The sequence below is a fragment of the Arthrobacter sp. D1-29 genome, from assembly GCF_054130585.1.
The window spans coordinates 2,969,720-2,993,570 of record NZ_CP096383.1; the positions used below are offsets into that span (position 1 = coordinate 2,969,720).

Below are 23,851 nucleotides of genomic sequence, written 5' to 3' on the forward strand. Positions count from 1 at the left end.
GGGACCAGCCGTGGAGGGATGCCGCTCCATTCGGCCCCTATCCGACCAGGCTGTGAATCTGGACGCGGTGGAAGCGTTCAAGCACTTCCTGTGCGTGCCGGATTTCTGCTGCCTTCGTTCCGGCATCCCAAACCAGCGGCGCGGCCAGGACGTCGGCAAGCTCGTTGAGCAGTTCGCCGGTGACCAGTCCCCTGAAGGCAAGGGACGTGCGGCGGATCAGGACGTCGGTCAGGTGGGCCACGTGCTCATGCCGGGCCATGAACTCCAGCTCGCGGACACTGAGTTCACGGCTCGAGTGGAGCAGCCGGTCCGGGCCGGCATCGAGGAAGCCGATGACTTCCTCCGCCCGGGTTCCGTAGCGCGTCAGGAGCACTTCGGTCCGGTGGGCATCGCGGCCTGCGGACATATGGCCCTTGATCCATTTCTGGACTCCATGCCCGTCCGCCGGGAAGCCTGCGCCGCCCCCGATGGCAAGCTGCGCCGTCGACACCTTCCGCTCCATGCCCAGCTCGGCGAGGACATCGTTTGCCAGGTGCTCGGCCATGGCCCTGAAAGTGGTCCATTTGCCACCCACCAGGCTGAGGACGACGGCGCCCGTCCCGTTGTGCTCAGGGCCGCGCCGTTCGATCCGGTAGTCGCGGGAGACAAAGCCGGGCTGTGTTTCGTCGTGCCTGGGCAGGGGACGCACGCCGGAGAACGTGTAGACGATGTGGTCCCGCCGGACTGTGATGGCCGGGAAGACATGGCCGATCAGGTCAATGAAGTAGGCGATCTCCTCGTCTGTGCAGATCGCATCCTGGGCCATGTCCGCGTCTACATCCGTGGTTCCCACCAGGACACGGTCCCCCATGGGGTAGATCAGCACGATCCGGCCGTCCGTGTGTTCGAAGAAGATCTCCCGGCCCTGGCAGGCTTCAAGGAGGCCCGGGTGGTCCAGGACAATGTGGGAGCCTTTGGTGCCGCCCATAAAGGACGAAGCGGCACCCATCGCCTGGTTGGTCAGATCCACCCATGCCCCGGTGGTGTTGATGATGATGTCCGCCGTAAAATCGAACAGCTCGCCGGTCAGTTCGTCCCGCAGCTGGACGGTGGAGCCAGCGCTGGGAGAAACAGCGCCTGAACCTGCGCCGGCAGAAGCTGCTGGCGGTTGCACGGTGTGAAGCGAAAGGTAGTTGCTGGCCCGGGCAGTGCTCGGTGCGCCGGTGCTGGCCAACCCTGCCTTCTCGCCATCCTGCAGGACATCCAGCGTCAGGCGTTCCGGGTTATGCACCGAGGCGTCGAAGTATGTGGCCGTGTACTTAATGCCGGGGTGGAGGTGCGGCAGGTCCGCGAGGGATTTCCTGCGTCCACGGAACTGGTGCCGCGGCACGCTGCCGCCGTCACGGGAAAAGGAATCGTACAGGCTGAGGCCAAGCTTGATCAGGAACGCCCCGCGCTCTTTGGGTTTGCCCTGCTGCTTGTGCGTGAGGAACCGCAAGGGAGCCGAGAGCACGCCGGAGAAGGTGCTGAAGATGGGGATTGTGGTCTGCAGGGGCTTCACATAGTGGGGTGCAATGCGGAGCAGCCGGTTGCGCTCCACCACGGACTCCCGGACCAGGCGGAATTCCCCATTTTCCAGGTAGCGGATGCCGCCATGGATCATGTGGGACGACGCGCCGCTGGCCCCTTGGCAATAGTCACCGCGTTCCACCAGCGCCACGTCGACGCCCTGCAGGGCAAGGTCGCGGAATGTGCCGACACCATTAATACCTCCACCGACGATCAGCACCCGCGCGTGCGGGCGCCGGCGCAGGCCCTGCACTGAAGCACGCGGCCCAGCCGCCTGTTCAGAGATGGCGCTCGCGGCCAATGAATCCTTGCAGGCCAAAATAAACTCCTTGGGATTTGGTGTGCGGCCACGCGGACGTGGGGCCGCCGTCTCCGTCTATTCTTTGGAGCAATGGAAAATACAGTCAAGCACTATGCACAAACGTGCAGGATGAGGTTTAGATGGCAACCAGCCGCCACTCGGATGCGCTCCGGGCCGCACAGATGTATTACCTCCAGGACCTGACCATGGATGCCATTGCACGGGAGCTGCGAACATCCCGGTCCACGGTTTCCCGCCTTCTCTCAACTGCCCGGAACTCGGGTCTTGTGCAGATCCAAATTCGAAACCCGATGGACATCGGCCCGGAACTTGAAGGAATGATCCGGAACGAGTTCAACGTGGACGTGCACGTTGTCCCGGTGCTGGAAACCCTTAATGAGGCGGAAACGCTCGACCGCGTGGCCAGGCAGGCTGCCCGCACCATTGGACCGCTGGTGGACTCCAACGCGATTATCGGCGTGGCGTGGGGATCGACCTTGAGTGCAGTAAGCCGTCACCTGACCCCGAAAATTACCCACGACAGTGTGATCGTCCAGCTCAACGGAGCCGGAAACATGCACACCACGGGCATCACTTACGCAAGCGACATCATGCGCCGCTTTGGCAACGCATACGGAGCGCGTGTGGAGCAGTTCCCCGTTCCGGCCTTTTTCGACCACGCCGGCACCAAAACGGCCATGTGGAATGAGCGCAGCGTGCAGCGGATCCTGGATCTCCAGTCCAGGATGAGCATGGCCATCTTCGGGGTGGGTTCCGTGGACGCCGACTTTCCCAGCCATGTCTACGCCGGTGGTTACCTTGATGAAAACGACCTGAAAATCCTGGCCAACTCAGATGTTGTGGGCGACGTTGCCACCGTTTTCTTCAGGGGTGATGGGTCCTCTGACGGCATCGTGCTGAACGAACGGTCCACCGGGCCGGCCCTGGACCAGCTGCGGCAGGTGCGGCGGCGGATCTGCGTGGTGTCCGGCGCCTCCAAGATCAATGGCCTGCGCGGGGCCCTCACTGCCGGCTTGGCGACCGACCTCATCCTGGATGAAGCCACAGCACGCCGACTCGTGGCATTCGACGGCGTCTCCTGAGGCGAGTGGGTAGAGTCATTGCTATGAAAACCTCACCCCGGCTCAGCCTGAACAACGGCGTGCTGATCGACCAGCTGGGATACGGGCTGTACAAAGTCCCGACGACGGAAGCTGCGTCACTGGTGGCCATGGCACTGGGCGCGGGGTACCGCCACTTCGACACAGCGGCGATGTACAGGAACGAAACAGGGGTGGCGCGGGGCATCAGTTCGCTGTCCACGCTGGAGGAGACCGGCGGCTCAGGTGAGGCGTCGCCCGGCATGTCCCGGAACGATCTCTTCATCACCACGAAGGTGTGGAACGACGACCAAGGGTATGACGCAACCCTCCGCGCCTTCGATACATCCATGGTGAACCTCGGCCTTGACTACGTGGATATGTACCTCATCCATTGGCCCTGCCCCAGGCGGGGGCTCTTTACGGAAACCTACCGGGCCATGGAGACCCTCTACCGGGAAGGCAAGGTCCGCGCGATCGGAGTCTGCAACTTCCAGCCTGCCCACCTTGACCGGTTGCTCGACTCGGCCGAGGTGGTCCCGGCTGTCAACCAGATCGAGCTCCACCCCTGGCTGCAGCAAGCGGAGCTGAGGGAGAAGCACCAGGGCCTGGGGATCAGGACCGAGGCCTGGAGCCCCCTGGGCCGGGGAAGGGTGCTTGCGGATCCGGTGGTTCAGGCATGCGCAGCGGAGCACGGGCGCACCCCCGCGCAGGTCATCCTGAGGTGGCACATCCAGCTCGGCAACATCGCGATCCCCAAAGCAAGCTCCGAGGCCCGGATCCGGGAGAACATGGACATCTTCGGATTCAAACTCTCCGAGCGTGACATGGCCGCCCTTGCCGAACTTGAGCGCGGGCAACGCACCGGCTCCCACCCGGACAACGTCAACTAGGACCGAGGGACATGAAAACCGCCCACCCCCAGCCATCCAGCACGCCGTCCTACATCAGCCCGGAACTGGAAACCAGGGCCACCGCCTCGGTGATCGAACTGGACGGCACAGCAGTTGCCTACTGGACCTACGAGCCGGCCCGCGTGACGTCGGAGACCCGCACCATCCTGGTTATCCACGGCTTCCGCGGCGATCACCACGGCCTGCTCCGCGTGGCTGACCAGCTTCCAGGGATGCGGATCATCATGCCCGACCTCCCCGGCTTCGGCAGCTCGGACGCATTTGCAGCCGGCCCGCACACCGTGGAACGCTATGGCCGGTTCATCACTGACTTGATGGCTGCCCTGGACCTCGGCCCTGACACGGTGCTGCTGGGACACTCCTTCGGTTCGATCATCGCCGCGCACTTTGTGGCAGCCCATCCCGGTACCGTCAATCCCCTGATCCTGATCAACCCCATTGCCGCGCCGGCGCTGGAGGGGCCCAAGGGAATCATGACAAAACTTGCTGTCCTCTACTACCGGCTGGCGGCCCGGCTTCCCCGTGCACTGGGACTTTCCCTGCTGCGCAGCCCGCTGATCGTCCGGGTCATGAGCGAAGCCATGGCCAAAACCGGAGACAAGGATCTGCGGCGCTTCATCCACGGCCAGCACCACGCCTACTTCAGCGCCTTCGCCAACAGGGAAAGCCTCCTTGAGTCGTTCACCGCGTCCGTAGGCAGCCATGTGGCGGAGGTGGCCGGCAAACTGACGCTGCCGGTGCTGCTGATTGCCGGCGAAAAGGACGAAATCGCCACGCTCCCGGACCAGCACCGGCTGGCCGCGCTGTTGCCGGACTGCTCGCTCAAGGTGATTCCCGGCGTCGGACACCTGATCCATTACGAAACGCCCGGCCCTGCCGCCGGCTTTATCAGCAGCTTCCTGAAGGACCATCCCGCATGAAAATAGTCATCGATGCACGATTCACCCGCACCGACCACCATGACGGGATCAGCCGCTACGGAGCCAGCCTCATCGCGGCCACGGCAAAGATTGCCGACGTGTCCATGCTCATCAGCGACATCCGCCAACTGGCGCTGCTGCCGGACGTTCCCTACACGCTGATCAACAGCCCGCTGTCGCCACTCGAGCTGGTCGTGGCACGCAAGGTGAACCCGCTCGGTGCGGACGTTGTTGTCTGCCCCATGCAAACGATGGGCAGCTGGGGGCGAAAGTACGGCCTGGTACTCACGCTGCATGACCTCATCTACTACGAGCACTCCGCTCCGCCGGGCTTCCTCCCCGCACCGGTGCAGCTGCTGTGGCGCCTCTACCACAAGGCGTTCTGGCCGCAGCGGCTGCTCCTCAACCGGGCTGACATCGTCGCCACGGTCAGCAGGACCACCGAGGCCCTGATGGCCAAGTACCGGCTCACAGAGCGGCCGGTACGGATCATCAGCAACGCGCCGCAGCCGGCGCAGGAACATCGGGATCCGGCCGCCGGCGCAGACCATTCCCTGGTGTACATGGGCTCCTTTATGTCCTACAAGAACGTGGAAACCATGGTGGCCGGGATGGCCGAACTTCCGGATTTCACCCTTCATCTGCTGAGCAGGATTTCACCGCAACGCCGCGCGGAACTGGAAATCATGGTCCCGCCCGGGGCGAAGGTGGTCTTCCACAACGGTGTCACCGATGAGGAGTACTCCACCCTCCTCAAGCGGGCCACGGCGCTGGTTACGCTTTCCCAGGCTGAAGGGTATGGCCTCCCGCTGGTGGAGGCGATGTCCCTTGGCACGCCGGTGATCGCCAGCGACATTCCCATCTTCCGGGAAGTCGGCGGCGAGGCCGCCTCCTACGTGGATCCTGCCTCGCCCTCCGGCTTTGCCGCCGCCGTGGAAAAACTCCGCGACGACGGCCACTGGCAGGAAGTTTCCCGCCTTTCGGTGGCCCGTGCCCGGCAGTTCAGCTGGGAAGAATCCGCCCGGCAACTGGTGGACGTGGCCCACGATATTGTCACCATGCGTTCCCGCCGGGGACCGGCACGCTAAAACGGGAAGGCTGGCTTGGGCCAGCTAGAGGACGTCCACGCCGTCCAGCCTGACCTGTACCGGTTCCTCGCTCCGCTTGGCCGCCGCCGCAGCCCGCGCTGCCCGCAACGTCCTGGTGACGGTGGCCGCCTGCCCATAGGGAAAGAACAGCAGGGTACGGACATCCTCCCCGGAGCGCCGCGGCGTTGCGGGACCAGTCAGGAGCAGCGGCGCCGGGCCTGCCACCCGAAGCGTCACACCCGACGATTCCAGCTGCTTTTCCACGCCTCCGGTGTAATGCTCGACGGCGGCACGCGGTCCGGTGACAGAGGCGACCCGGACCGCGGGCGGCAGCCGCAACTCAGCCCGGAGGGCCAGCTCCCGCTGGGCGAAGCCCGCTGGGTCCCAGCGAAGCAATGCACCGACTGCGCCGGTGTCCGCCGCGGTGATCACCACCAGGCCTTCCTCCGACGCCGGACGCACCAGCGCTGCCGCATTAAACCAGCGGCGCACGGTGTCCTCCCCCGCGCGCAGGTTCTCCCGGCGCAGGAGGGAGTCGCCGTCGAGGAGCAACGCCGCGGCGTATCCGCCGTCAGCGACGGGTTCGGCACCCACAGTGGCCACCACGAGGGCCTTGGCCCTGCCCACGCTGGCCTTGACGTGGCCGCCGGAGGAGGTAATCACCGTCTTGCCGGGAAAGGCCCGCCCCAGCTCTTCAGCTGTGCGCATGACTCCGGTGGCCCCTTTGCGGAGCGCCCGGCCGCCGCAATGCGTGCAACTCCAGTCAGGCGCCGGGGTGGAGCACCAGAGGCATTGGGGAACGGCGGAACTGCCCGTGGCGCCCGTAACGGCCAGGGGCCCCTGGCAGGAGCCGCAGCGGGCAGCTTCGCGGCAGGTTTCACACACCAGGGACGGGGCATAGCCTGCCCGCGCCACCTGCACCAGGACAGGTCCGCGTTCAAGCCCTTCCTTGGCCGCGCGCCAGGCGGCGCCGGGCAGCCGCGCGATCCGCGCAAGGGGATCCCTTTCCTGTTCAAAGCTGTCGGCGGTATTCAGGACCCGGGGTACAGTCCGGCGCACCACGGCCCTCCCGGCGTCGACGGGCATGGCCCATCCTGCCTCGACCAGGCGCTGCGCCTCAGTGCTTCGGGTGTGAGCCGCCATCAGGCAGGCCAGGCCTTGCTGCTCAGCCCGCAGCAGGAGGACCTCGCGGGCGTGCGCGTAAGGTGCCCGCTGTTCGATGTGGAGATCGTCCCCGTCATCCCAGCAGACCACCAGGCCCGGATCCCGCACGGGAGCATACGCCGCAGACCTGGTGCCGATGGCTACGCGTGCCGATCCGTCGAGGATGCGCAGGAAGTTCCGGTAGCGGAGTGTGGGACCGTCGTCGGCGGTGAGGCGTGCGATGTCATCGGCAGGCAGGAGTTCAGCGAGAGCGTCTTCCAGCCGCTGCAGGTCGCGGTAGTCAGGGACCACCACCACGGCGCCGCGGCCTGATCCTCGCACAGCAGCCACGGCTTCGGCAATGAGCCGGGGCCATGCGGAGGGCCCAAACCCTTGCAGCGGGCTGAAGACAGCACGTGGCGCGCCGCCATCCTGCAGGTGCCGGATAAAGGGCTGGCCATTGGCGTAGCTTGCCCAGCCGCCTGCGGAAGCAGGGAGGGTGCCGGAAACAGCCGCGGCGTCCGCCCCGGGCCCACCGTCCACAGCGGATCGGCTGTCCACATCGGGCCCGCTGGCTTCGGCCAAAAATTCCTTTTCGAGCCGGGCCACCCTGGGCGGAATGGCGACCCGAAGGACGTCGCTGACTGTCCCTGCATAGCGGGCGGCTACTGCCGTGATGAGCTCACGGACCTCTGGTGTGAGGACGGATAGCGGCGAGACCACCTTCTGCAGGGGCACCAACGTATGGCCCGCATCGGATTCGGCCACGCGCTCAATGATGAAGCCGGACAAGTCCTGGCCGTTGAACCGGATCTTGACCCTCACGCCGGCCTGGGCCTCAGCATCCAGCCCTGCAGGCACACTGTAATCAAAGGGACGGTCCAGATGCGGCAATGAGGATTCGACGAGCACCCTGGCCACGGGCAGGTTCGCGGCCAGAGCAGGGCCTGACTGAGGCGCCCTGGACGGGAATCCCTGCAGCAGGGAAAGCTGGACAGCGCCATTCTCTTCGGCGGTCATGGGTTCAGCCAATCACGTGTCGCCGACATTTACGGCGGGCAGCACGCACTTAGGCGTTGAAGAAGGCCTTGAGGTCGTCCACACGGTCCAGCCGCTCCCAAGTGAAGTCAGGGTCATCCCGCCCGAAGTGGCCATGAGCGGCCGTTTTGGCATAGATGGGCCGCTTGAGGTCCAGGGCGTCGATGATGGCGCGCGGGCGGAGGTCAAAGATCTCAGCGATGGCCTCGCTGATCCGCAGCGGGTCCACGGTTTCAGTGCCGAAGGTTTCCACGTAGGTGCCCACGGGGCGGGCCTGGCCGATGGCGTACGCAATCTGGATTTCGGCCCTTTTGGCCAGCCCGGCCGCTACAACGTTCTTGGCGACCCAGCGCATGGCGTATGCAGCGGAACGGTCCACCTTGGACGGGTCCTTGCCGGAGAAGGCGCCGCCGCCGTGCCGGGCCATGCCGCCGTACGTATCAACAATGATCTTGCGGCCGGTCAGGCCGGCATCGCCTACGGGCCCGCCGATGACAAATTCGCCGGCCGGGTTCAGGATGTTGGCCGCGCGGGAGATATCCAGGTTGGCGGCGGCGAGCACCGGCTCGATCACAATTTTTGCGAGGTCCGCCCGCAGCCTGTCCAGGCTGGTGCCTTCGGCGTGCTGGCTGGAAATCACGACGGTTTCGACCGAGACGGGCACGTCGCGGTCATATCCCACTGTGACCTGGGTCTTGCCGTCGGGCCGAAGGTAGGAGAGTTCGCCTGACTTGCGGACTTCGGTGAGGCGTTCGGAAAGGCGGTGGGCGAGCCAGATCGGCGTCGGCATGTAGGACGCCGTCTCGTCGCTGGCGTAGCCGAACATCAGGCCCTGGTCGCCGGCACCCTGAAGGTCGTAGTCGTCCTCCTGGCGGCCTTCGCGGGCTTCGAGGGAGTTGAAGACTCCCCCGGCGATGTCGTTTGACTGCTGCCCGATGGATACGGAGACGCCGCAACGGGCACCGTCGAAGCCGTTGGCCGAGGAGTCGTAGCCGATTCCGAGGATGGTCTCGCGGACGATCTGCGGAATTTCGACATAGGCGTCGGTGGTGACCTCACCGGCAACATGGACCAGGCCGGTGGTCGCCATCGTCTCCACGGCCACGCGGGACTCCGGGTCTGCCGCAAGCAGCGCGTCCAGGATGGCATCGCTGATCTGGTCGCAGATCTTGTCCGGGTGGCCTTCAGTGACGGACTCCGAGGTGAAGAGCCGGAGTGCGGAGGGCGTAGCCCCGTGGGTCTGGGGAATGTGCAGCGGTAAAGTCACTCAACTACCTTACTGGTTGGGAATCGAACGTCCGTCGGCGTGTGTCCCCGTGCTAAGGAAACGCTGTTTCGACTGCTGTCAGGCGCGGGGCGAAACGTGGTTCAGTTCGAGGCCGATCCGGCTAATAATGGCGGCCGAAACCTCGCTCTTGGTTCCCGAGGCAAGCTGCGGATCGGAGCCGGAACGGGCCAGGATGACGATGGAGTTGGTGTCCTGGCCGAAGACCTTGTCGGTTCCCACATGGTTCACCACCAGGAGGTCGCAGCCTTTGCGTTTCAGTTTGGCCTCGGCATAGGCGAGCACATCCCCGTGGCCGTCGCCGGTTTCGGCAGCGAACCCGACGATCAGCTGGCTGCGCTGGGACATCCCGCGGACTTCTACCAGCTCCTGGAGGATGTCCGGGTTCCGGATCAGCGTAATGACGGGGTCCGCGGTGTCATCGCGTTTTTTGATCTTTGTGTCGGAGATCTCGGCGGGACGGAAATCCGCCACAGCCGCCGCCATGATCACGACGTCGGAATCGGCTGCCGCTGCCAGCACCGCTTCGCGCAGCTGCAGGGCAGTTTCCAAGGTCACGACCTCGACGCCGGCCGGCGCCGGAACGTCCATGTGGGCAGCGAGCAGCCGCACGGTGGCGCCGGCGTTGCGGGCAGCCACGGCCAGGGCAACGCCTTGCTTGCCTGAGGAGCGGTTGCCCAGGAAGCGGACGGGATCCAGCGGTTCACGGGTTCCGCCCGCGCTGATGGTGACAGTGCGCCCGGCCAGGGGAAGCTGGTAGTCCGACTGTCCCTGGGTCAGGGCGATGGCGGCGTCGAAGATGTCCTGCGGCTCCGGCAGCCGGCCCGGCCCGGAGTCGGTGCCGGTCAGGCGGCCGCTGGCAGGATCAAGCACGGCGATGCCCCGTCCGCGCAGCGTCTCCACGTTGGCGCGGGTGGCCGCGTTGTGCCACATTTCCGTGTGCATGGCGGGGGCAAAAAGGACGGGTCCCCGGGCCATCAGCAGGGTGTTGGTGAGGAGGTCGTCAGCCAGGCCGGCTGCCGCGCGGGCGATGAGGTCCGCGGTGGCCGGCGCCACGACAACGAGGTCCGCCTCATGTCCCAGCCGCACGTGATTGACCTGGTGGACGTCATCGAAGACGCTGTTGCTGACCGGGTTGCCGGACAGGGCCTCCCAGGTGGCAACGCCGACAAAGCGCGTGGCGGCCTCGGTGGGAACCACCGTCACGTTATGGCCCGCTTCAGTAAAAAGCCGGAGGAGCGATGCCACCTTGTAGGCGGCAATCCCTCCCCCGACTCCGAGGACTATGCGCACGTGACCTCCGTCAACAGGCAGTCTGTCTGGTTTTCGACAACTGCTGTGTTACTCCGCAGCTTCGATCGGCGTGGATACAAGCTTGCCTTCGTTGATCTCGCGCAGGGCGATGGACAGCGACTTCTCGTTGAGCTTGGTGTCAACGAGCGGGCCGACGTATTCAAACAGGCCCTCGTGCAGCTGGGCGTAGTAAGCGTTGATCTGACGTGCACGCTTGGCGCCGAAGATCACCAGGCCGTACTTGGAATCAGCTGCCTCAAGCAGTGAGTCGATCGGCGGGTTGATGATGCCTTCAAGGTTCGTGGCCACGAATTCTCCAAATTCTAACGGGCTGATGCGTTCCGGCGCCTAGCGCGGGTTCGGGGTCAGCCCCATGAGTGAAACAAGCTCGTCCGCTGCCCGGCGAACGTCATCATTGATGACGGTGTGATCGAACTCCGGTTCAGCGGCAAGCTCTAGTTTAGCGGTTTCCAGCCGCTGCTGCTGTTCCTCGGCCGTTTCGGTGCCCCGGCCCACCAGCCGGCGCACCATTTCGTCCCAGCTGGGGGGCGCCAGGAAGACGAATTGGGCGTCCGGAACGGCCTCCTTGACCTGCCGGGCGCCCTGCAGGTCGATCTCCAGCAGGACGGAACGGCCGTCCGCGATGGCGCGGTCAACGGTGCTCCGCAGCGTGCCGTAGCGGTTCTTCCCGTGGACCACTGCCCACTCCAGGAGTTCGCCTGCCTCGATCAGCCGGTCAAACTCCTCGGCGGTCTTGAAAAAGTAGTGCACTCCGTCGCGCTCTCCGGGCCGCGGCTCACGGGTGGTGGCTGATACGGACAGCCAGACGCCGGGGTAGTTGTCCCGGATATAGGTGGACACGGTGCCTTTGCCAACAGCCGTCGGACCAGCGAGGACTGTCAGTCCCGGTTTCTTGCTCACGTATTCCTTTGCCGCGCAGTTTCGGATACAGGCGGCCGGTGGTCCGCCCTACTTCTCGTCTATAAAATCTACCAGCGCCTGGCGCTGGTGAACGCCCAGGCCCCTGACCCGCCGCGAGGCCGCTATGCCCAGCTGGTCCATAATGGCCGCAGCCCTGACTTTTCCGATGCCGGGCAGTGCCTCCAACAGCTCAACCACCCGCATCCGGGCAAGGGCGTCGTCCTGGGCAGCGGAGCTGATAAGGTCCGCAGCCGAGGTTTCGCCGTTCTTCAGCCGCGCTTTCGCTTCAGCCCTGGCCGCGCGGGCGGCAGCGGCTTTGTTGAGAGCGTCAGCCCGTTCCGACTCGGATAAGGGTCGCAGGCTCATCTGGTTCACCTCCGGATTCGTCGGATCGATCCAAGGCGTCCGCCGTTGGACTTTTCCTGAACCTACCCTTTGGTGCCCCCTGAATCAATGCGTCCGCGCAAACGGGCACCTATTCTCCGCGCAGGCCGTCCAGGGTGCGCCGCGACGCATCGCGGAGCCCCTGGATTTCCGGTCCGGCGGCCAGGATGTCACGGCTGGACGTGCCCAGAACCTGCGGATACGCGGGGCCGAAGGTCCTGCGCAGATCCGCCGGGGTGGCACCCTGGGCGCCGAGGCCAGGGGCAAGGATGGCGCCGCGAACAGCCTCCAGGTCAAGGTCGAGTTCGGCCAGCGCGCTGCCAACGGTAGCCCCGACCACCAGGCCAACGGAGCCGAGGGAATCCGCATACCTGCGGTTTTCAGCAGCGGCTGCCCCGATGATCCGGCGGGCCACCGAATCGCCCCCGCCGACGTGCTGCACCGAGGCGCCCTCCGGATTGGAGGTCAGCGCCAGGACAAACACACCACGGCCATGGTCCGCTGCCAGGTCCAGGGCAGGCCGGAGCGACTCGAATCCAAGGTATGGGCTTAAGGTGACCGAATCAGCGGCCAACGACGAGCCGTCCCGCAGCCAGGCATCCGCGTAGGCAGCCATGGTGGAGCCGATGTCGCCGCGCTTGGCGTCGGCGATGGTGAGGACGCCTTCATCCCGGGCAACGGCCAGTACCTCCTCAAGTACGGCCATTCCAGCGGAACCGTGGCGCTCGTAGAGCGCCACCTGCGGTTTGACCGCGGCAGCGAGGAAACTCACAGCCTCCAGGACCGTCAGCGAAAAGCGGCGCAGCCCGGCGGCGTCGTCGTTCAGCCCCCAGCTCTGCAGCAGCGCCGGATGCGGGTCAATGCCCACGCACAAGGGACCACGGGAGGCCATGGCCGCCCCCAGCCGGGAGCCAAAGGACTCCCGGCCGGGGTTGGCAGCGGTGGCTGCAACCTCAGGCATTCTGGGCGACTGCATTCTCCCGTGCCGCATTCTGTGCTGCGGCCTTCTCCAGCGCAGCCTCCTGTGAGGCTGTCAGCGCTGCAGCGTGCTCCTGGAGGCTGGTCACGGACCATTCGTACGTGCGCATGGCCTCGATCGCCTGCACGGCGGCGTTGAACTCGGCCACCGTGGTGATGCAGGGGATACCGATTGAGGTGGCAGCGGCGCGGAGTTCGTAACCGTCGCTGCGGGCTTCGCCGCCTGAGGGTGTGTTGAAGACCATGTCGATCTCACCGGCAATGACGAGGTCTGCGATGGTGCCCTCCCCCTCGGCGCTGCTGCCTTCGGCTACCTTGCGCACCGGGGTGGCCTGGATGCCGTTGCGGCGCAGGACGTCTGCGGTTCCGCCGGTGGACACGATCTCGAAGCCGAGGTCGGAGAGGCGCTTGACGCCCATGATGACCGAACGCTTGTCCCGGTTGGCGACAGAGACGAAGATCTTGCCCTCGGTGGGCAGCGCGTTGTTGGCAGCCGCCTGGCTCTTGGCGAACGCGGTGTCGAAGTGCTTGTCGATTCCCATGACCTCGCCGGTGGAGCGCATCTCGGGGCCGAGCAGCGAGTCCACTACCTTGCCCTCGGGTGTGCGGAAGCGGCTGAAGGGCAAAACGGCTTCCTTGACGGATACGGGCGCGTCCAGGGGCAGGGTGGAGCCGTCGCCGGTTTCCGGCAGCATCTTGTAGGCGCTGCGGAGCTGGCCGATGGTGACCCCGGTGCCGATCAGGGCGGCGGCCTTGGCCATTTGGACACCGGTGGCCTTGGACACGAAGGGCACGGTCCGGGAAGCGCGCGGGTTGGCTTCCAGGACGTACAGGACGTCCGAGGCCAGGGCGAACTGGATGTTGATCAGGCCGCGCACTCCCACACCTTCGGCGATGGCCCGGGTTGCGGTCCGGACCCGTTCCAGGACGTTGGTGCCCAGCGTGATGGGAGGCAGGACGCAGGCGGAGTCGCCGGAGTGGATGCCGGCTTCCTCGATGTGCTCCATGATGCCGCCCAGGTACATGTCGGTGCCGTCAAAGAGCGCGTCGACGTCGATTTCGACGGCGTCCTCCAGGAAGCGGTCGATCAGCACCGGGTGGTCCGGGGTGATCTCCGTGGCGTTGGCGATGTAGCGGGAGAGGTTGGGCTCGTCGTAGACGATTTCCATGCCACGGCCGCCCAGCACGTAGGACGGGCGCACCAGGACCGGGTAGCCGATCTCGTCGGCGATCTTCTTGGCGTCCTCGAAGGATACGGCGGTGCCGTTCTTCGGGGAGACAAGGCCGGCTTTGTCCAGGACCCGCGAGAACGCGCCGCGGTGTTCGGCAAGGTCGATCGCTTCGGGAGAGGTGCCCAGGATGGGAACACCGGCGTCTGCCAGCTGCTGCGCCAGCTTCAGCGGAGTCTGGCCGCCGAGCTGCACGAACACGCCCATCACGCCGCCGGTACGTTCCTCGGCCGCGATGACCTCCAGGACGTCCTCAAGCGTCAGCGGCTCGAAGTACAGCCGGGTGGAGACGTCGTAGTCGGTGGACACGGTTTCCGGGTTGCAGTTGACCATCACGGTCTCGTAGCCGGCCTTGCGCAGCGCCATGGAGGCGTGGACGCAGGAGTAGTCGAACTCGATGCCCTGGCCGATGCGGTTGGGGCCCGAGCCCAGGATCAGGATGGACGGCTTGGAGTGCAGCGCCACCTCGTCCTCCTCGTCGTAGGACGAGTAGTGATACGGGGTGTAGGCCGCAAACTCGGCGGCGCAGGTGTCCACGGTCTTGTAGACCGGGCGGATGCCCAGGGCCTGGCGGACACCGCGGACCACGGCTTCGGAGTTGTGCGTCAGGGCGCCGATCTGTTCGTCGGAGAAGCCGTGGCGCTTGGCGCGCTGGAGCATCTCCACGGTCAGGGCACCGGACTGGCGGATCTCGCGGGAGATCTCGTTCAGCAGCTGCAGCTGGTCCAGGAACCAGGGGTCGATCTTGGTGGCCTCGTAGAGGTCCTCGACCGTGGCGCCGCCCAGCAGGGCACGCTGCACCTGGTGCAGGCGCTCAGTAGTGGGGCGCTTGGCCTTTTCGATGAGCTCCGGCACTTCCCATTCGGGGACGGAGCTGAAGTCCAGCTGCGATCCCTTCTGTTCCAGGGAACGCAGGGCCTTCTGCAGTGCCTCGGTGAAGTTGCGGCCCATGGCCATGGCCTCGCCCACGGACTTCATGGTGGTGGTGAGCGTGTTGTCCGCCGCCGGGAACTTCTCGAAGGCGAACCGCGGAACCTTCACCACCACGTAGTCCAGGGTGGGCTCAAACGACGCCGGTGTCTTCTGCGTGATGTCGTTGGGGATCTCGTCCAGGGTGTAGCCGAGGGAGAGCTTGGTGGCGATCTTGGCAATCGCAAACCCCGTGGCCTTCGATGCCAGCGCCGAGGAGCGGGACACGCGGGGGTTCATCTCGATGACCACAACACGTCCGGTGTCCGGCTCGATGGCGAACTGGATGTTGCAGCCGCCGGTGTCAACGCCCACTTCGCGGATCACGGCAATGGAGATGTCCCGCAGCCGCTGGTATTCGCGGTCGGTGAGGGTGAGTGCGGGCGCCACCGTGATGGAGTCGCCGGTGTGGACGCCCACGGGGTCGAAGTTCTCGATGGAACAGACAACCACCACGTTGTCGTTCTTGTCCCGCATCATCTCAAGCTCGTATTCCTTCCAGCCAAGGATGCTCTCTTCGAGCAATACTTCGCTGGTGGGGCTGTACTGCAGGCCCTGGCCCACGATGCGGCGGAGGTCATCCTCGGTGTACGCCAGCCCGGAACCCAGGCCGCCCATGGTGAAGGACGGGCGGACCACCATGGGGTAGCCGAGGTCCTCAGCGGCCTTGAGGGCCTCGTCCATGGTGTGGATGATGTGGCTGCGGGCTGATTCGGCACCGCAGCGCTCCACCACGCCCTTGAACTTCTCGCGGTCCTCGCCGAGTTCGATGGCGGCAATGTTGGCACCGATCAGTTCCACGTTGTACTTCTCGAGCACACCGTTCTTGTCCAGTGCGATGGCGGTGTTCAGCGCGGTCTGTCCGCCCAGGGTGGGCAGGACGGCGTCCGGGCGCTCCTTGGCGATGATCTTCTCCACCACTTCAGGCGTGATGGGTTCGATGTAGGTGGCATCGGCGAACTCGGGGTCGGTCATGATGGTGGCCGGGTTGGAGTTCACCAGGATGACCCGGAGGCCCTCCTCCTTGAGGACACGAAGTGCCTGGGTGCCTGAGTAGTCGAATTCAGCGGCCTGGCCGATGACGATCGGGCCGGAACCGATGACCAGGACGCTCTTAAGGTCAGTTCTCTTGGGCATTACTTCTTGTCCTCAGTCTTGGTGTCATTTTTGTCTGCTGTGTCCGGCGCACCGGCGTCTGCGGGGTGTGCGGAGTCCACGGCATCCTTGGACAGGTTGGCGGTCCGGCCGTCTCGGGTGCCTTCCATCAGGTCGATGAAGCGGTCGAACAGGTAAGCGGCGTCGTGCGGGCCTGCAGCGGCTTCGGGGTGGTACTGGACGGAGAAAGCGGGAATGTCCAGGCACGCGAGGCCCTCAACAACGTCGTCATTCAGGCTGATGTGGCTGACCTCAACACGGCCGTAGCGCTCCTCGGGGGCCTGCGTGGCGCCGTCGAGCGGTGCGTCCACGGCAAAGCCGTGGTTCTGGGAGGTGATCTCCACCTTGCCCGTGCGGCGGTCCATGACCGGCTGGTTGATGCCGCGGTGGCCGTAACGCAGCTTGTAGGTGCCAAAGCCCAGGGCGCGGCCCAGGATCTGGTTGCCGAAGCAGATGCCAAAGTAGGGCAGCTTCTCGTCCAGTACCGAACGCAGCAGCTTCACCTGGGCATCCGCGGTGGCGGGGTCGCCCGGGCCGTTGGACATAAAGAAGCCGTCCGGGTTGACGGCCTTGACGTCCGCCAGGGTTGCGGTGGCCGGGAGCACGTGGACGCGGACGCCGCGTTCTGCGAAGCGGATGGGGGTCATCGCCTTAATACCGAGGTCGATCGCGGCGATGCTGAACCGCGGTTCGCCGTCCCAGCCGTGGTCCTTGGGTTCAACGACGTAGGCCTCGTCCACGCTGACTTCTTCAGCCAGGCGGGCACCTTCCATGGGTGCGCTGGCCAGGACGGCGTCAAGGAGGTCTTTGTCCGTGGCCTGGGCTGCGTCGCCGGAGAAGATGCCGGCGCGCATCGTCTTGTGCTCGCGCAGGTGCCGGGTGATGGCCCTGGTGTCCACGCCCTGGATGCCCACGATGCCCTGCTCGATGAGTTCGGAGTCAAGGGACCGCTCGGAGCGCCAGTTGGAGGGACGGCGGGCGGCGTCACGGACGATGTAGCCTGCCACCCAGATGCGGCGGGACTCGGCGTCCTCGCTGTTGACACCGGTATTGCCGATGTGCGGAGCCGTCTGGACCACTAGTTGGCGGGCGTAGGAGGGATCGGTAATGGTCTCCTGGTAGCCGGTCATTCCTGTGGCGAAGACGGCTTCACCCAAGGCGGTTCCGGTTGCCCCGTAGCTGCTGCCGCGGAAGATGCGGCCATCTTCCAGTACGAGGGCCGCTGGGGTGGAAATGGTTGCTTGACGTGCAGGCACGGGGTTCGCTGTCACTTCTGTTTTCGTCACTGTCTTACTTTCCACTGTGGGGATCTGCCTGGGGGGCTGCGGAGATCAATTGCTGAAGGGATTCAAAAAGGGCGTCTTTGTCGGCGGCATGGCGGGTCCGGAAACCGGTGTCGAGCTCGTGCGCGCCCAGCTTCCAGCTGACCACCAGGAGCCCGTCCTTTTCGACGAACTTGCCGGCCATGCCGCTGTCCTGCCGGACGGAACTCAGGTCCGCAACCGGAATGAAGACGTCGGGAGCACCGGACCGCTCGAAGAAGACACCGGAGGGATAGACGCTGAGTACGGCATTGGTCCTGATGCCAAGGCCATGCACGGCGATCCGGTCCAGCCAGTCACCGGCGGTGGTGGAGGCGACGTACTGTCCTTCCGCGCTAGTTAGCGGAGTCCCGGGCGTGGCGGGCAGGGCAGGCAACGGTTCGACGTCGGCCTGCCGCCTGAGCCGGTTGCGCCAACCGATCCAGATAAGGACAAAAACGACGGCGATGATGGCCAGCATGGCCAGGCCGGGAAGGATTTTGTCCATCAGGCGCCTGTCCCGGCGGGGGCTGTGACTGTTGGGGCGGTGGCAGCCGGTTCCCGGTAAGGCGTGTTGAGCTTGCCGTCCAGGACGGTGGGGTGGCCTTTGTAGAAGGTGGCAACCACCTTGCCCGGAAGTTCCCTGCCGGCGAAGGGCGAGTTGCGGCCCATGGTTGCCATCTTGGAGGGGTCAACCGTCCAGCGCGCGGCGGGATCAACAAGGATGATGTTGGCGGGCTCGCCTGCTTCCAAGGGACGGCCCTGGTCGGTCAGGCGGCCGATCTGCGCGGCCGCCGTGGAGGTGACCCGGGCAAAGTCGGCCCACGTCATGAGGCCGGTTTCGATCATGGTGTGCTGGACCACGGACAGTGCCGTCTCCAGGCCTGTCATGCCCATGGCGGCCTGCGCCCACTCGCATTCCTTGTGCTCGCTGGGGTGCGGGGCGTGGTCGGTGCCCACAACGTCGATGGTGCCGTCCGCCAGGCCGGCGCGCAGGGCCTGCACGTCCGCGTCGGTGCGCAGCGGCGGGTTGACCTTGTAGACAGGATCGTAGCTCCGCACCAGGTCGTCGGTGAGCAGGAGGTGGTGCGGGGTGACTTCGGCGGTGACGTTGATGCCCCGCTCCTTGGCCCAGCGGACGATTTCCACGGAACCTGCCGTGGAGACATGGCAGACGTGCAGGCGGGAGTCTACGTGCTGGGTCAACAGGACGTCGCGGGCAATGATGCTTTCCTCGGCCACGGCCGGCCAGCCGGTGAGTCCGAGCACGGCGGAAACTTCGCCCTCATTCATCTGGGCGCCGGCTGTGAGGCGGGGTTCCTGTGCATGCTGGGCCACCACGCCGTCGAACGCCTTGACGTATTCAAGGGCCCGGCGCATGAGTACCGGATCGTGGACGCAGAGGCCGTCGTCGGAAAACATGCGGACCTGCGCGCGGGAATCCGCCATGGCGCCGAGCTCGGCGAGCTGCTCCCCTGCCAGGCCCACCGTCACGGCGCCGACCGGGCGGACATCAACCCAGCCTGCGGCGCGCCCCAGGGAGTGCACCTGCTCCACCACACCCGCGGTGTCTGCCACCGGCATGCTGTTGGCCATGGCATGGACGGCGGTGAACCCGCCAAGGGCAGCGGCCCGCGTGCCGGTCTCCACGGTTTCGGCGTCTTCACGGCCCGGCTCGCGCAGGTGCGTGTGCACATCCACCATGCCGGGCAGCGCCACCAGGCCGGACGCCTCGATGACCGTGGCTCCGTCAGCCGATAGGTCAGTCCCGCGCTCAACGATCAGGCCGTCGCGAATGAGCAGGTCCTCGGCGCCGGCGCCCAGGATCGCTGCGCCGCGGATCAGGTAGGTTCCGTTGTTCTCGGCCATCAGTTGCTCTCCTTAGTGGACTGGGCGGTGCCAGTGTTTACGGCTGGTTCGCGGGTATCCCCGGAGAGCAGCAGGTACAGGGCGGCCATCCGGACGGACACGCCGTTGCGGACCTGTGCAAGCACGGTGGACCGGGGCGAGTCGGCGGCGGCAGCGGAAATTTCCAGCCCCCGGTTCATGGGACCGGGGTGCATGATGATGGTGTCCTTCATTCCCAGGGCGTCCAGCGCCAGGAGCCGGTTGTCATCAAAGCCCCAGCGGCGTGAATATTCACGTGTGGAGGGAAAGAAGGAAGCGTTCATCCGCTCACCCTGGACACGCAGCATCATCACTGCGTCCACGCCCTGTTCCAGGGTTTCGTCCATGTTGTAGCTCACCTTGCAGGGCCACTTTTCGACGCCGATGGGCAGCAGGGTGGGCGGGGCCACGAGCGTAACGTCAGCGCCCAGGGTGCGCAGCAGCCAGACGTTGGAGCGCGCCACACGGGAGTGGAGGACGTCGCCGGCGATGGCGACGCGCATTCCCTTAAGGTCGGCGCCGATGGATCCGTTTCCGGACAGTTTCGCCCAGTGCCGGCGCATCGTGAAGGCGTCCAGCAGTGCCTGGGTGGGGTGCTCGTGGGTTCCGTCGCCGGCATTGATGACGGCGGCGTCGATCCAGTCCGTGGCGGCGAGCCGGTGCGGCGCGCCGGAGGCCCAGTGGCGGATCACGACGGCGTCGGCCCCCATCGCCGAAAGGGTTTGGGCTGTGTCCTTGAGGGATTCTCCCTTGGAGACAGAGGAACCTTTCGCCGCAAAGTTGATGACGTCGGCGGACAGCCTCTTCGCTGCGGCCTCAAAGGAGATCCGGGTCCTCGTTGAATCCTCGAAGAAGAGGTTGACGACGGTTCGTCCGCGCAGGGCCGGCAGCTTTTTGACTTCCCGCTCCCCCACTGCCGCCATTTCTTCAGCGGTATCCAGGATGCGGACGGCGTTGGCGAGGCTGAGGTCTTCGGTGGAGAGCAGGTGCTTCACGCGCCGCCCTCAATGACCACTTCGTTGACGGCTGAACCGTCTCCGTTCGTGTCGGTTTCTTCGAGGCGCACGCGGACCTTTTCGGCGGAGGAGGTGGGCAGGTTCTTTCCCACGTGGTCCGCCCGAATGGGCAGCTCACGGTGTCCGCGGTCGATCAGGACGGCAAGCCGGACGATCCGGGGGCGGCCCAGGTCGATGATGGCGTCAAGGGCAGCGCGGATGGTGCGGCCTGAATACAGGACGTCATCGATGAGCACCACAACCTTGTTATCGATTCCCGTGCGCGGCAGCTGCGTGGGGTACGGCGGCCGGGTGGGCTGGTGGGAGAGGTCATCGCGGAACATGGTCACATCCAGCTGACCGACGATGGCGGCGGCGTCCACGGAGGGGTCTGTGGCGGCAATCTTTCGGGCAAGCCGGACGGCCAGCGGGTAGCCCCGGCGCGGAATGCCCAACAGGACCAGGTCCTTGGAGCCCTTGTTGGCCTCGAGGATCTCATGGGCGATACGAGTTAATGCACGGTCTATATCGGCCTGGTTGAGGACAACCCTGGCTGGAACCGGTGCGTTGGTGACAGAAGTCAACGCTCGTCTCCCCTTTCCCCGCCTCACAGGACGGAATTAAAAAAGGAACATTTGCCTTCCAAAATTACCACACCGGCAGCTTCCCTCCTTTCCCCAGCGGGGCGTTTATGGTCACACCCGGGGGTGCCTCCGGTGCGCCCTGTCTTGGTTACCGGATGCAGGAACCATAGGCTTTTCCCATGTCGATGCACCCTTTTCCGCCCGCCGACGGACAACCCGGCCGGCCCGCAGGACCCCCAGGCCCACTCCCCGGCCAGGCCAACCCCACCTGGATGGGCCACGTGGAGCCGCAGTACTACCGGCCGGCACCGGGAAATGCGGCCGGACCAGTCAATGCCGGCCAGGGTCATCCGCTGGTGCCGCCGCAAATGCGCAGCTCCGCCGGGAGCACCATCGGCACCCCGTCCCCCGGGTTGCTTGCGCTGACCATCGGCGGCGGTGTCCTGGCCTTCCTCAGCCTGTTCCTGGTGGTCCCGTTCCTGCTGGCGAACACGGGAACTGCCGGGTTCCTGGTGGGATTCGTTGCCTCCCTGATCCCGCTCTCCGCGGTGTTGCTGGCTGTTTATGTCATTGACCGCTGGGAACCGGAGCCCAAACGTCTTCTGCTCTTTGCCTTTACCTGGGGAGCGGCGGTGTCCATCGCCGTCACGCTCCTCATCCAGCCGTTTTTTGCGCTGGCCTTCCAGTTCGCTGACGAGGCCGATTTCCGGACCTACATGGCCACCATCCAGGCACCGGTGGTGGAGGAGTTCGCCAAGTCGCTGGGACTGCTGCTGCTCCTGCTGATGGCGCGAAAGCACTTCGACGGGCCGGTGGACGGGGTTGTTTTCGCCTTCACCATCGCCGGAGGCTTCGCTTTCACGGAAAATATCCTCTATTTCGGCCGGGCCATTGCCGAGTCCGCGAGTCCCGCGTCAGATCTGGCCCAGATCTTCCTGCTCCGAGGCGTGATGTCTCCCTTCGCGCACGCGATCTTCACGGGAACCACCGGCCTGATTATGGGGTTTGCCGCCCGCCGCTGGCACTCGGGCGCTTCGGTGGCGGCGTTTTTCATCGGGCTCCTGCCAGCCATGTTCCTGCACAACCGGTGGAACAGCATGGGGCAGGGCTTCCTGGTGGAATACATCCTGGTCCAGGTGCCGATCTTTGTGCTGGCCATCATCGGCATCATCCTGCTGCGCGTTGCCGAAAACCGGCTCACCCGGCAGAGGCTGCTGGAGTATGCCGCGGCGGGCTGGTTCACCCCGTCGGAGGTTGCCATGCTTGCCACTCCCAGCGGACGGCGGAGCGCCCTGAACTGGGCCGGCAGCTACAACCGAAGGCCCCAAATGAAGGCCTTCGTCAAGGCGGCAACGCAGCTCGCCTTCACCCGGCAGCGGATCCTCAGCGGCCGCGACGTCCAGTTGCACCAGGCTGAGGAACGGCAGCAGCTGCACAACATCCTGGCGCTGCGGACCGCGGTCGCCGGCTGAAATCCCCGGCTCAGGCGTTACCCTGGCCGAAGCGGGCCACATACTTCCGCTGCCAAGGGGTTTCCGCCGCACGGTGATCGTAGCGCTCCCGTACGTAGGCCACGGCCTCTGCCGGTGGAACGCCGTCGAGCACTGCGATACAGGCAAGCGCTGTACCGGTGCGTCCCCGCCCTCCCCAGCAGGCGACTTCAACCCGCATGTCCACGGCGCAGGCCCAGGCTTCCTCCAACAGCATCCTGGCCTCGGCCTTATCGCTGGGCAGCCTGAAGTCCGGCCAGCGGAGCCACCGCGACGTCCACGGAACCGTCAGCGGCTCGCGGGCCGAGAGGTACAGGCCGTGTTGCGGTTGCTGCCCTTCTGGCCTGGCCTGCCTCAGCGCCCTGCCCCGCACCGCGCGTCCGCTGGGCAGGACCACCACACCGGGACTGCCCGGATCCCACGTTTCTGACACCATTCCATGCTAGAACGGCCCGTGGTAGAACGGCCCCAAGGACATGACGGCGCCGCGCAGCCATGCGGCACCGTCCCTGGGAGAGGGAGTCTGGCTGTGGACGAAGTGCTAGTGACAGGAGGCTCGGGCCATCTGGGGACCGACGTCGTACGGCTGCTTCTGGAGCGGGGCGAGCGGGTGCGTGTTTTGTCGCGTACACCGCGCGCAGGAACCGATGTGAGAACGTTCGAGGGCGATCTCGCCACGGGCCGGGGAATCAGGGAGGCGGTATCCGGGGTCCGCGTGATCGTTCATGCCGCGACACTTTCACCGGCTGCCCGGAGGGGCCATTTCCTGCCGGTGGACTTTGTGACCAGCCCTCCTGACGTGGACGTGCACGGAACCCAACAGCTCCTGGACGAAGCACAGCGAGCCGGAGTGGAGCACTTCCTGCATGTCTCAATAGTGGGAGTCCAGCATTCCAAGGTTCCCTATCTCCGGCGGAAGGCGGAGGCGGAGAACATTGTCCGGAGCTCCGCGGTTCCGTGGACGATTGTTCCGGCCACGCCATTCTTTTGGCTATTGGCAAGGTTCCACGACCATATGAGGAAGCAGCGCGTCTGGGTTGCTCCGTCGAACCTTCGCATGCAGCCCGGTGATTCTGCCGAATTCGCTCCGTACGTCGTCGAGTCTCTGGGGGCGGGTCCGGCGGGTGACCGTCCGTGTTTTGCCGGGCCGGAAGTCTTGTCCCAGGCGGATATCGGGCGCCAGTACCAGGCGGCCCGGGACGTCCACCGGAAAATCCTGGAAATTCCGCTGCCTGGTTTTGCCGTCCGGGCAAGCGGTCCGCAAACCTGCCCCGACGGCCGGCTGGGAACAACCACCTGGGCCAAGTGGCTCGCGAAACATTAAGGTG

General features: G+C 65.5%; 21 protein-coding genes. 6 read left to right on the forward strand and 15 right to left on the reverse strand.

The annotated features are described in order from the left end of the window. Positions 1-37 precede the first annotated feature (37 nt). The gene (locus M1E17_RS13360) at positions 38-1,867 is read right to left on the reverse strand and encodes a glycerol-3-phosphate dehydrogenase/oxidase (protein ID WP_457962515.1); all 1,830 of its coding nucleotides are present in this window, start codon (positions 1,865-1,867) and stop codon (positions 38-40) included. Between the two features lie 122 nt (positions 1,868-1,989). On the opposite strand from M1E17_RS13360, the gene M1E17_RS13365 reads away from it, so the two are divergent. Genes M1E17_RS13365 through M1E17_RS13380 form a run of 4 tightly spaced genes read left to right on the forward strand, consistent with a single transcriptional unit; the run spans position 1,990 to position 5,871 of the window. Then, on the forward strand, positions 1,990-2,952 hold the full coding sequence (locus M1E17_RS13365; RefSeq protein ID WP_457962516.1) for a sugar-binding transcriptional regulator: 963 nt from the start codon (positions 1,990-1,992) through the stop codon (positions 2,950-2,952). Between the two features lie 23 nt (positions 2,953-2,975). After that, a complete protein-coding gene (locus tag M1E17_RS13370; protein WP_457962517.1) occupies positions 2,976-3,842 on the forward strand; it encodes an aldo/keto reductase in 867 nt (288 codons plus the stop codon). An 11-nt stretch (positions 3,843-3,853) separates the two neighbouring features. Next, positions 3,854-4,783: an alpha/beta fold hydrolase gene (locus M1E17_RS13375; RefSeq protein WP_457962518.1), complete on the forward strand. Its 930-nt coding sequence runs from the start codon at positions 3,854-3,856 to the stop codon at positions 4,781-4,783. Continuing rightward, a complete protein-coding gene (locus tag M1E17_RS13380; protein ID WP_457962519.1) occupies positions 4,780-5,871 on the forward strand; it encodes a glycosyltransferase family 4 protein in 1,092 nt (363 codons plus the stop codon). Before M1E17_RS13375 ends, M1E17_RS13380 begins: the two co-directional genes overlap by 4 nt. 24 nt (positions 5,872-5,895) lie before the next feature. On the opposite strand, the gene M1E17_RS13385 is transcribed toward M1E17_RS13380, so the two are convergent. From M1E17_RS13385 to pyrR, 13 genes are all read right to left on the reverse strand, one after another. Next, the gene (locus tag M1E17_RS13385) at positions 5,896-8,034 is read right to left on the reverse strand and encodes a primosomal protein N' (RefSeq protein WP_457962520.1); all 2,139 of its coding nucleotides are present in this window, start codon (positions 8,032-8,034) and stop codon (positions 5,896-5,898) included. A 49-nt stretch (positions 8,035-8,083) separates the two neighbouring features. After that, positions 8,084-9,319: a methionine adenosyltransferase gene (gene metK, locus M1E17_RS13390; protein WP_457962521.1), complete on the reverse strand. Its 1,236-nt coding sequence runs from the start codon at positions 9,317-9,319 to the stop codon at positions 8,084-8,086. Between the two features lie 78 nt (positions 9,320-9,397). Continuing rightward, a complete protein-coding gene (coaBC, locus tag M1E17_RS13395; RefSeq protein WP_457962522.1) occupies positions 9,398-10,630 on the reverse strand; it encodes a bifunctional phosphopantothenoylcysteine decarboxylase/phosphopantothenate--cysteine ligase CoaBC in 1,233 nt (410 codons plus the stop codon). A gap of 48 nt (positions 10,631-10,678) precedes the next feature. Next, a complete protein-coding gene (gene rpoZ / locus M1E17_RS13400; protein ID WP_267275257.1) occupies positions 10,679-10,939 on the reverse strand; it encodes a DNA-directed RNA polymerase subunit omega in 261 nt (86 codons plus the stop codon). Between the two features lie 39 nt (positions 10,940-10,978). After that, positions 10,979-11,551 (reverse strand): guanylate kinase, encoded by a 573-nt coding sequence (gmk, locus tag M1E17_RS13405; RefSeq protein WP_267275258.1) that lies wholly within the window; start codon positions 11,549-11,551, stop codon positions 10,979-10,981. A 48-nt stretch (positions 11,552-11,599) separates the two neighbouring features. Next, entirely contained in the window at positions 11,600-11,917 is a 318-nt protein-coding gene (gene mihF / locus M1E17_RS13410) for an integration host factor, actinobacterial type (RefSeq protein ID WP_457962523.1), read from the reverse strand. Positions 11,918-12,026: 109 nt separating this feature from the next. Further along, positions 12,027-12,896, reverse strand: a complete 870-nt coding sequence (gene pyrF, locus M1E17_RS13415) for an orotidine-5'-phosphate decarboxylase (protein ID WP_457962524.1) — start codon at positions 12,894-12,896, stop codon at positions 12,027-12,029. Next, entirely contained in the window at positions 12,889-16,248 is a 3,360-nt protein-coding gene (gene carB / locus M1E17_RS13420) for a carbamoyl-phosphate synthase large subunit (protein WP_457962525.1), read from the reverse strand. Before carB ends, pyrF begins: the two co-directional genes overlap by 8 nt. Next, entirely contained in the window at positions 16,248-17,552 is a 1,305-nt protein-coding gene (gene carA, locus M1E17_RS13425; protein ID WP_457962526.1) for a glutamine-hydrolyzing carbamoyl-phosphate synthase small subunit, read from the reverse strand. The genes carB and carA overlap by 1 nt, the downstream gene beginning before the upstream one ends. Positions 17,553-17,556: 4 nt before the next feature. Continuing rightward, a complete protein-coding gene (locus M1E17_RS13430) occupies positions 17,557-18,075 on the reverse strand; it encodes a PH-like domain-containing protein (protein ID WP_457962527.1) in 519 nt (172 codons plus the stop codon). Further along, a complete protein-coding gene (locus tag M1E17_RS13435) occupies positions 18,075-19,436 on the reverse strand; it encodes a dihydroorotase (RefSeq protein ID WP_457962528.1) in 1,362 nt (453 codons plus the stop codon). The genes M1E17_RS13430 and M1E17_RS13435 overlap by 1 nt, the downstream gene beginning before the upstream one ends. After that, positions 19,436-20,449: an aspartate carbamoyltransferase catalytic subunit gene (locus M1E17_RS13440; protein WP_457962529.1), complete on the reverse strand. Its 1,014-nt coding sequence runs from the start codon at positions 20,447-20,449 to the stop codon at positions 19,436-19,438. The genes M1E17_RS13435 and M1E17_RS13440 overlap by 1 nt, the downstream gene beginning before the upstream one ends. After that, positions 20,446-21,033, reverse strand: coding sequence for a bifunctional pyr operon transcriptional regulator/uracil phosphoribosyltransferase PyrR (pyrR, locus tag M1E17_RS13445; protein ID WP_267275265.1), 588 nt, complete (start codon positions 21,031-21,033; stop codon positions 20,446-20,448). Before pyrR ends, M1E17_RS13440 begins: the two co-directional genes overlap by 4 nt. 179 nt (positions 21,034-21,212) lie before the next feature. Between pyrR and M1E17_RS13450 the strand changes: the two genes are divergently transcribed. Next, a complete protein-coding gene (locus tag M1E17_RS13450) occupies positions 21,213-22,505 on the forward strand; it encodes a PrsW family intramembrane metalloprotease (protein ID WP_457962530.1) in 1,293 nt (430 codons plus the stop codon). A 10-nt stretch (positions 22,506-22,515) separates the two neighbouring features. Here the strand turns inward: M1E17_RS13450 and M1E17_RS13455 are convergent, their stop codons facing one another. After that, positions 22,516-22,956: a protein-tyrosine phosphatase family protein gene (locus tag M1E17_RS13455; RefSeq protein ID WP_457962531.1), complete on the reverse strand. Its 441-nt coding sequence runs from the start codon at positions 22,954-22,956 to the stop codon at positions 22,516-22,518. Positions 22,957-23,052: 96 nt separating this feature from the next. Between M1E17_RS13455 and M1E17_RS13460 the strand changes: the two genes are divergently transcribed. After that, positions 23,053-23,847: an SDR family oxidoreductase gene (locus M1E17_RS13460; protein WP_457962532.1), complete on the forward strand. Its 795-nt coding sequence runs from the start codon at positions 23,053-23,055 to the stop codon at positions 23,845-23,847. Positions 23,848-23,851 lie beyond the last annotated feature (4 nt).

Excerpts from the sequence above, each read along its gene's own strand:
- M1E17_RS13365 (WP_457962516.1), top strand. The coding sequence starts at position 1,990 with ATGGCAACCAGCCGCCACTCGGATGCGCTCCGGGCCGCACAGATGTAT.
- M1E17_RS13370 (WP_457962517.1), top strand. The coding sequence starts at position 2,976 with ATGAAAACCTCACCCCGGCTCAGCCTGAACAACGGCGTGCTGATCGAC.
- M1E17_RS13375 (WP_457962518.1), top strand. The coding sequence starts at position 3,854 with ATGAAAACCGCCCACCCCCAGCCATCCAGCACGCCGTCCTACATCAGC.
- M1E17_RS13380 (WP_457962519.1), top strand. The coding sequence starts at position 4,780 with ATGAAAATAGTCATCGATGCACGATTCACCCGCACCGACCACCATGAC.
- M1E17_RS13385 (WP_457962520.1), bottom strand. The coding sequence starts at position 8,034 with ATGACCGCCGAAGAGAATGGCGCTGTCCAGCTTTCCCTGCTGCAGGGA.
- mihF (WP_457962523.1), bottom strand. The coding sequence starts at position 11,917 with ATGAGCCTGCGACCCTTATCCGAGTCGGAACGGGCTGACGCTCTCAAC.
- pyrF (WP_457962524.1), bottom strand. The coding sequence starts at position 12,896 with ATGCCTGAGGTTGCAGCCACCGCTGCCAACCCCGGCCGGGAGTCCTTT.
- carB (WP_457962525.1), bottom strand. The coding sequence starts at position 16,248 with ATGCCCAAGAGAACTGACCTTAAGAGCGTCCTGGTCATCGGTTCCGGC.
- M1E17_RS13430 (WP_457962527.1), bottom strand. The coding sequence starts at position 18,075 with ATGGACAAAATCCTTCCCGGCCTGGCCATGCTGGCCATCATCGCCGTC.
- M1E17_RS13435 (WP_457962528.1), bottom strand. The coding sequence starts at position 19,436 with ATGGCCGAGAACAACGGAACCTACCTGATCCGCGGCGCAGCGATCCTG.
- M1E17_RS13450 (WP_457962530.1), top strand. The coding sequence starts at position 21,213 with ATGTCGATGCACCCTTTTCCGCCCGCCGACGGACAACCCGGCCGGCCC.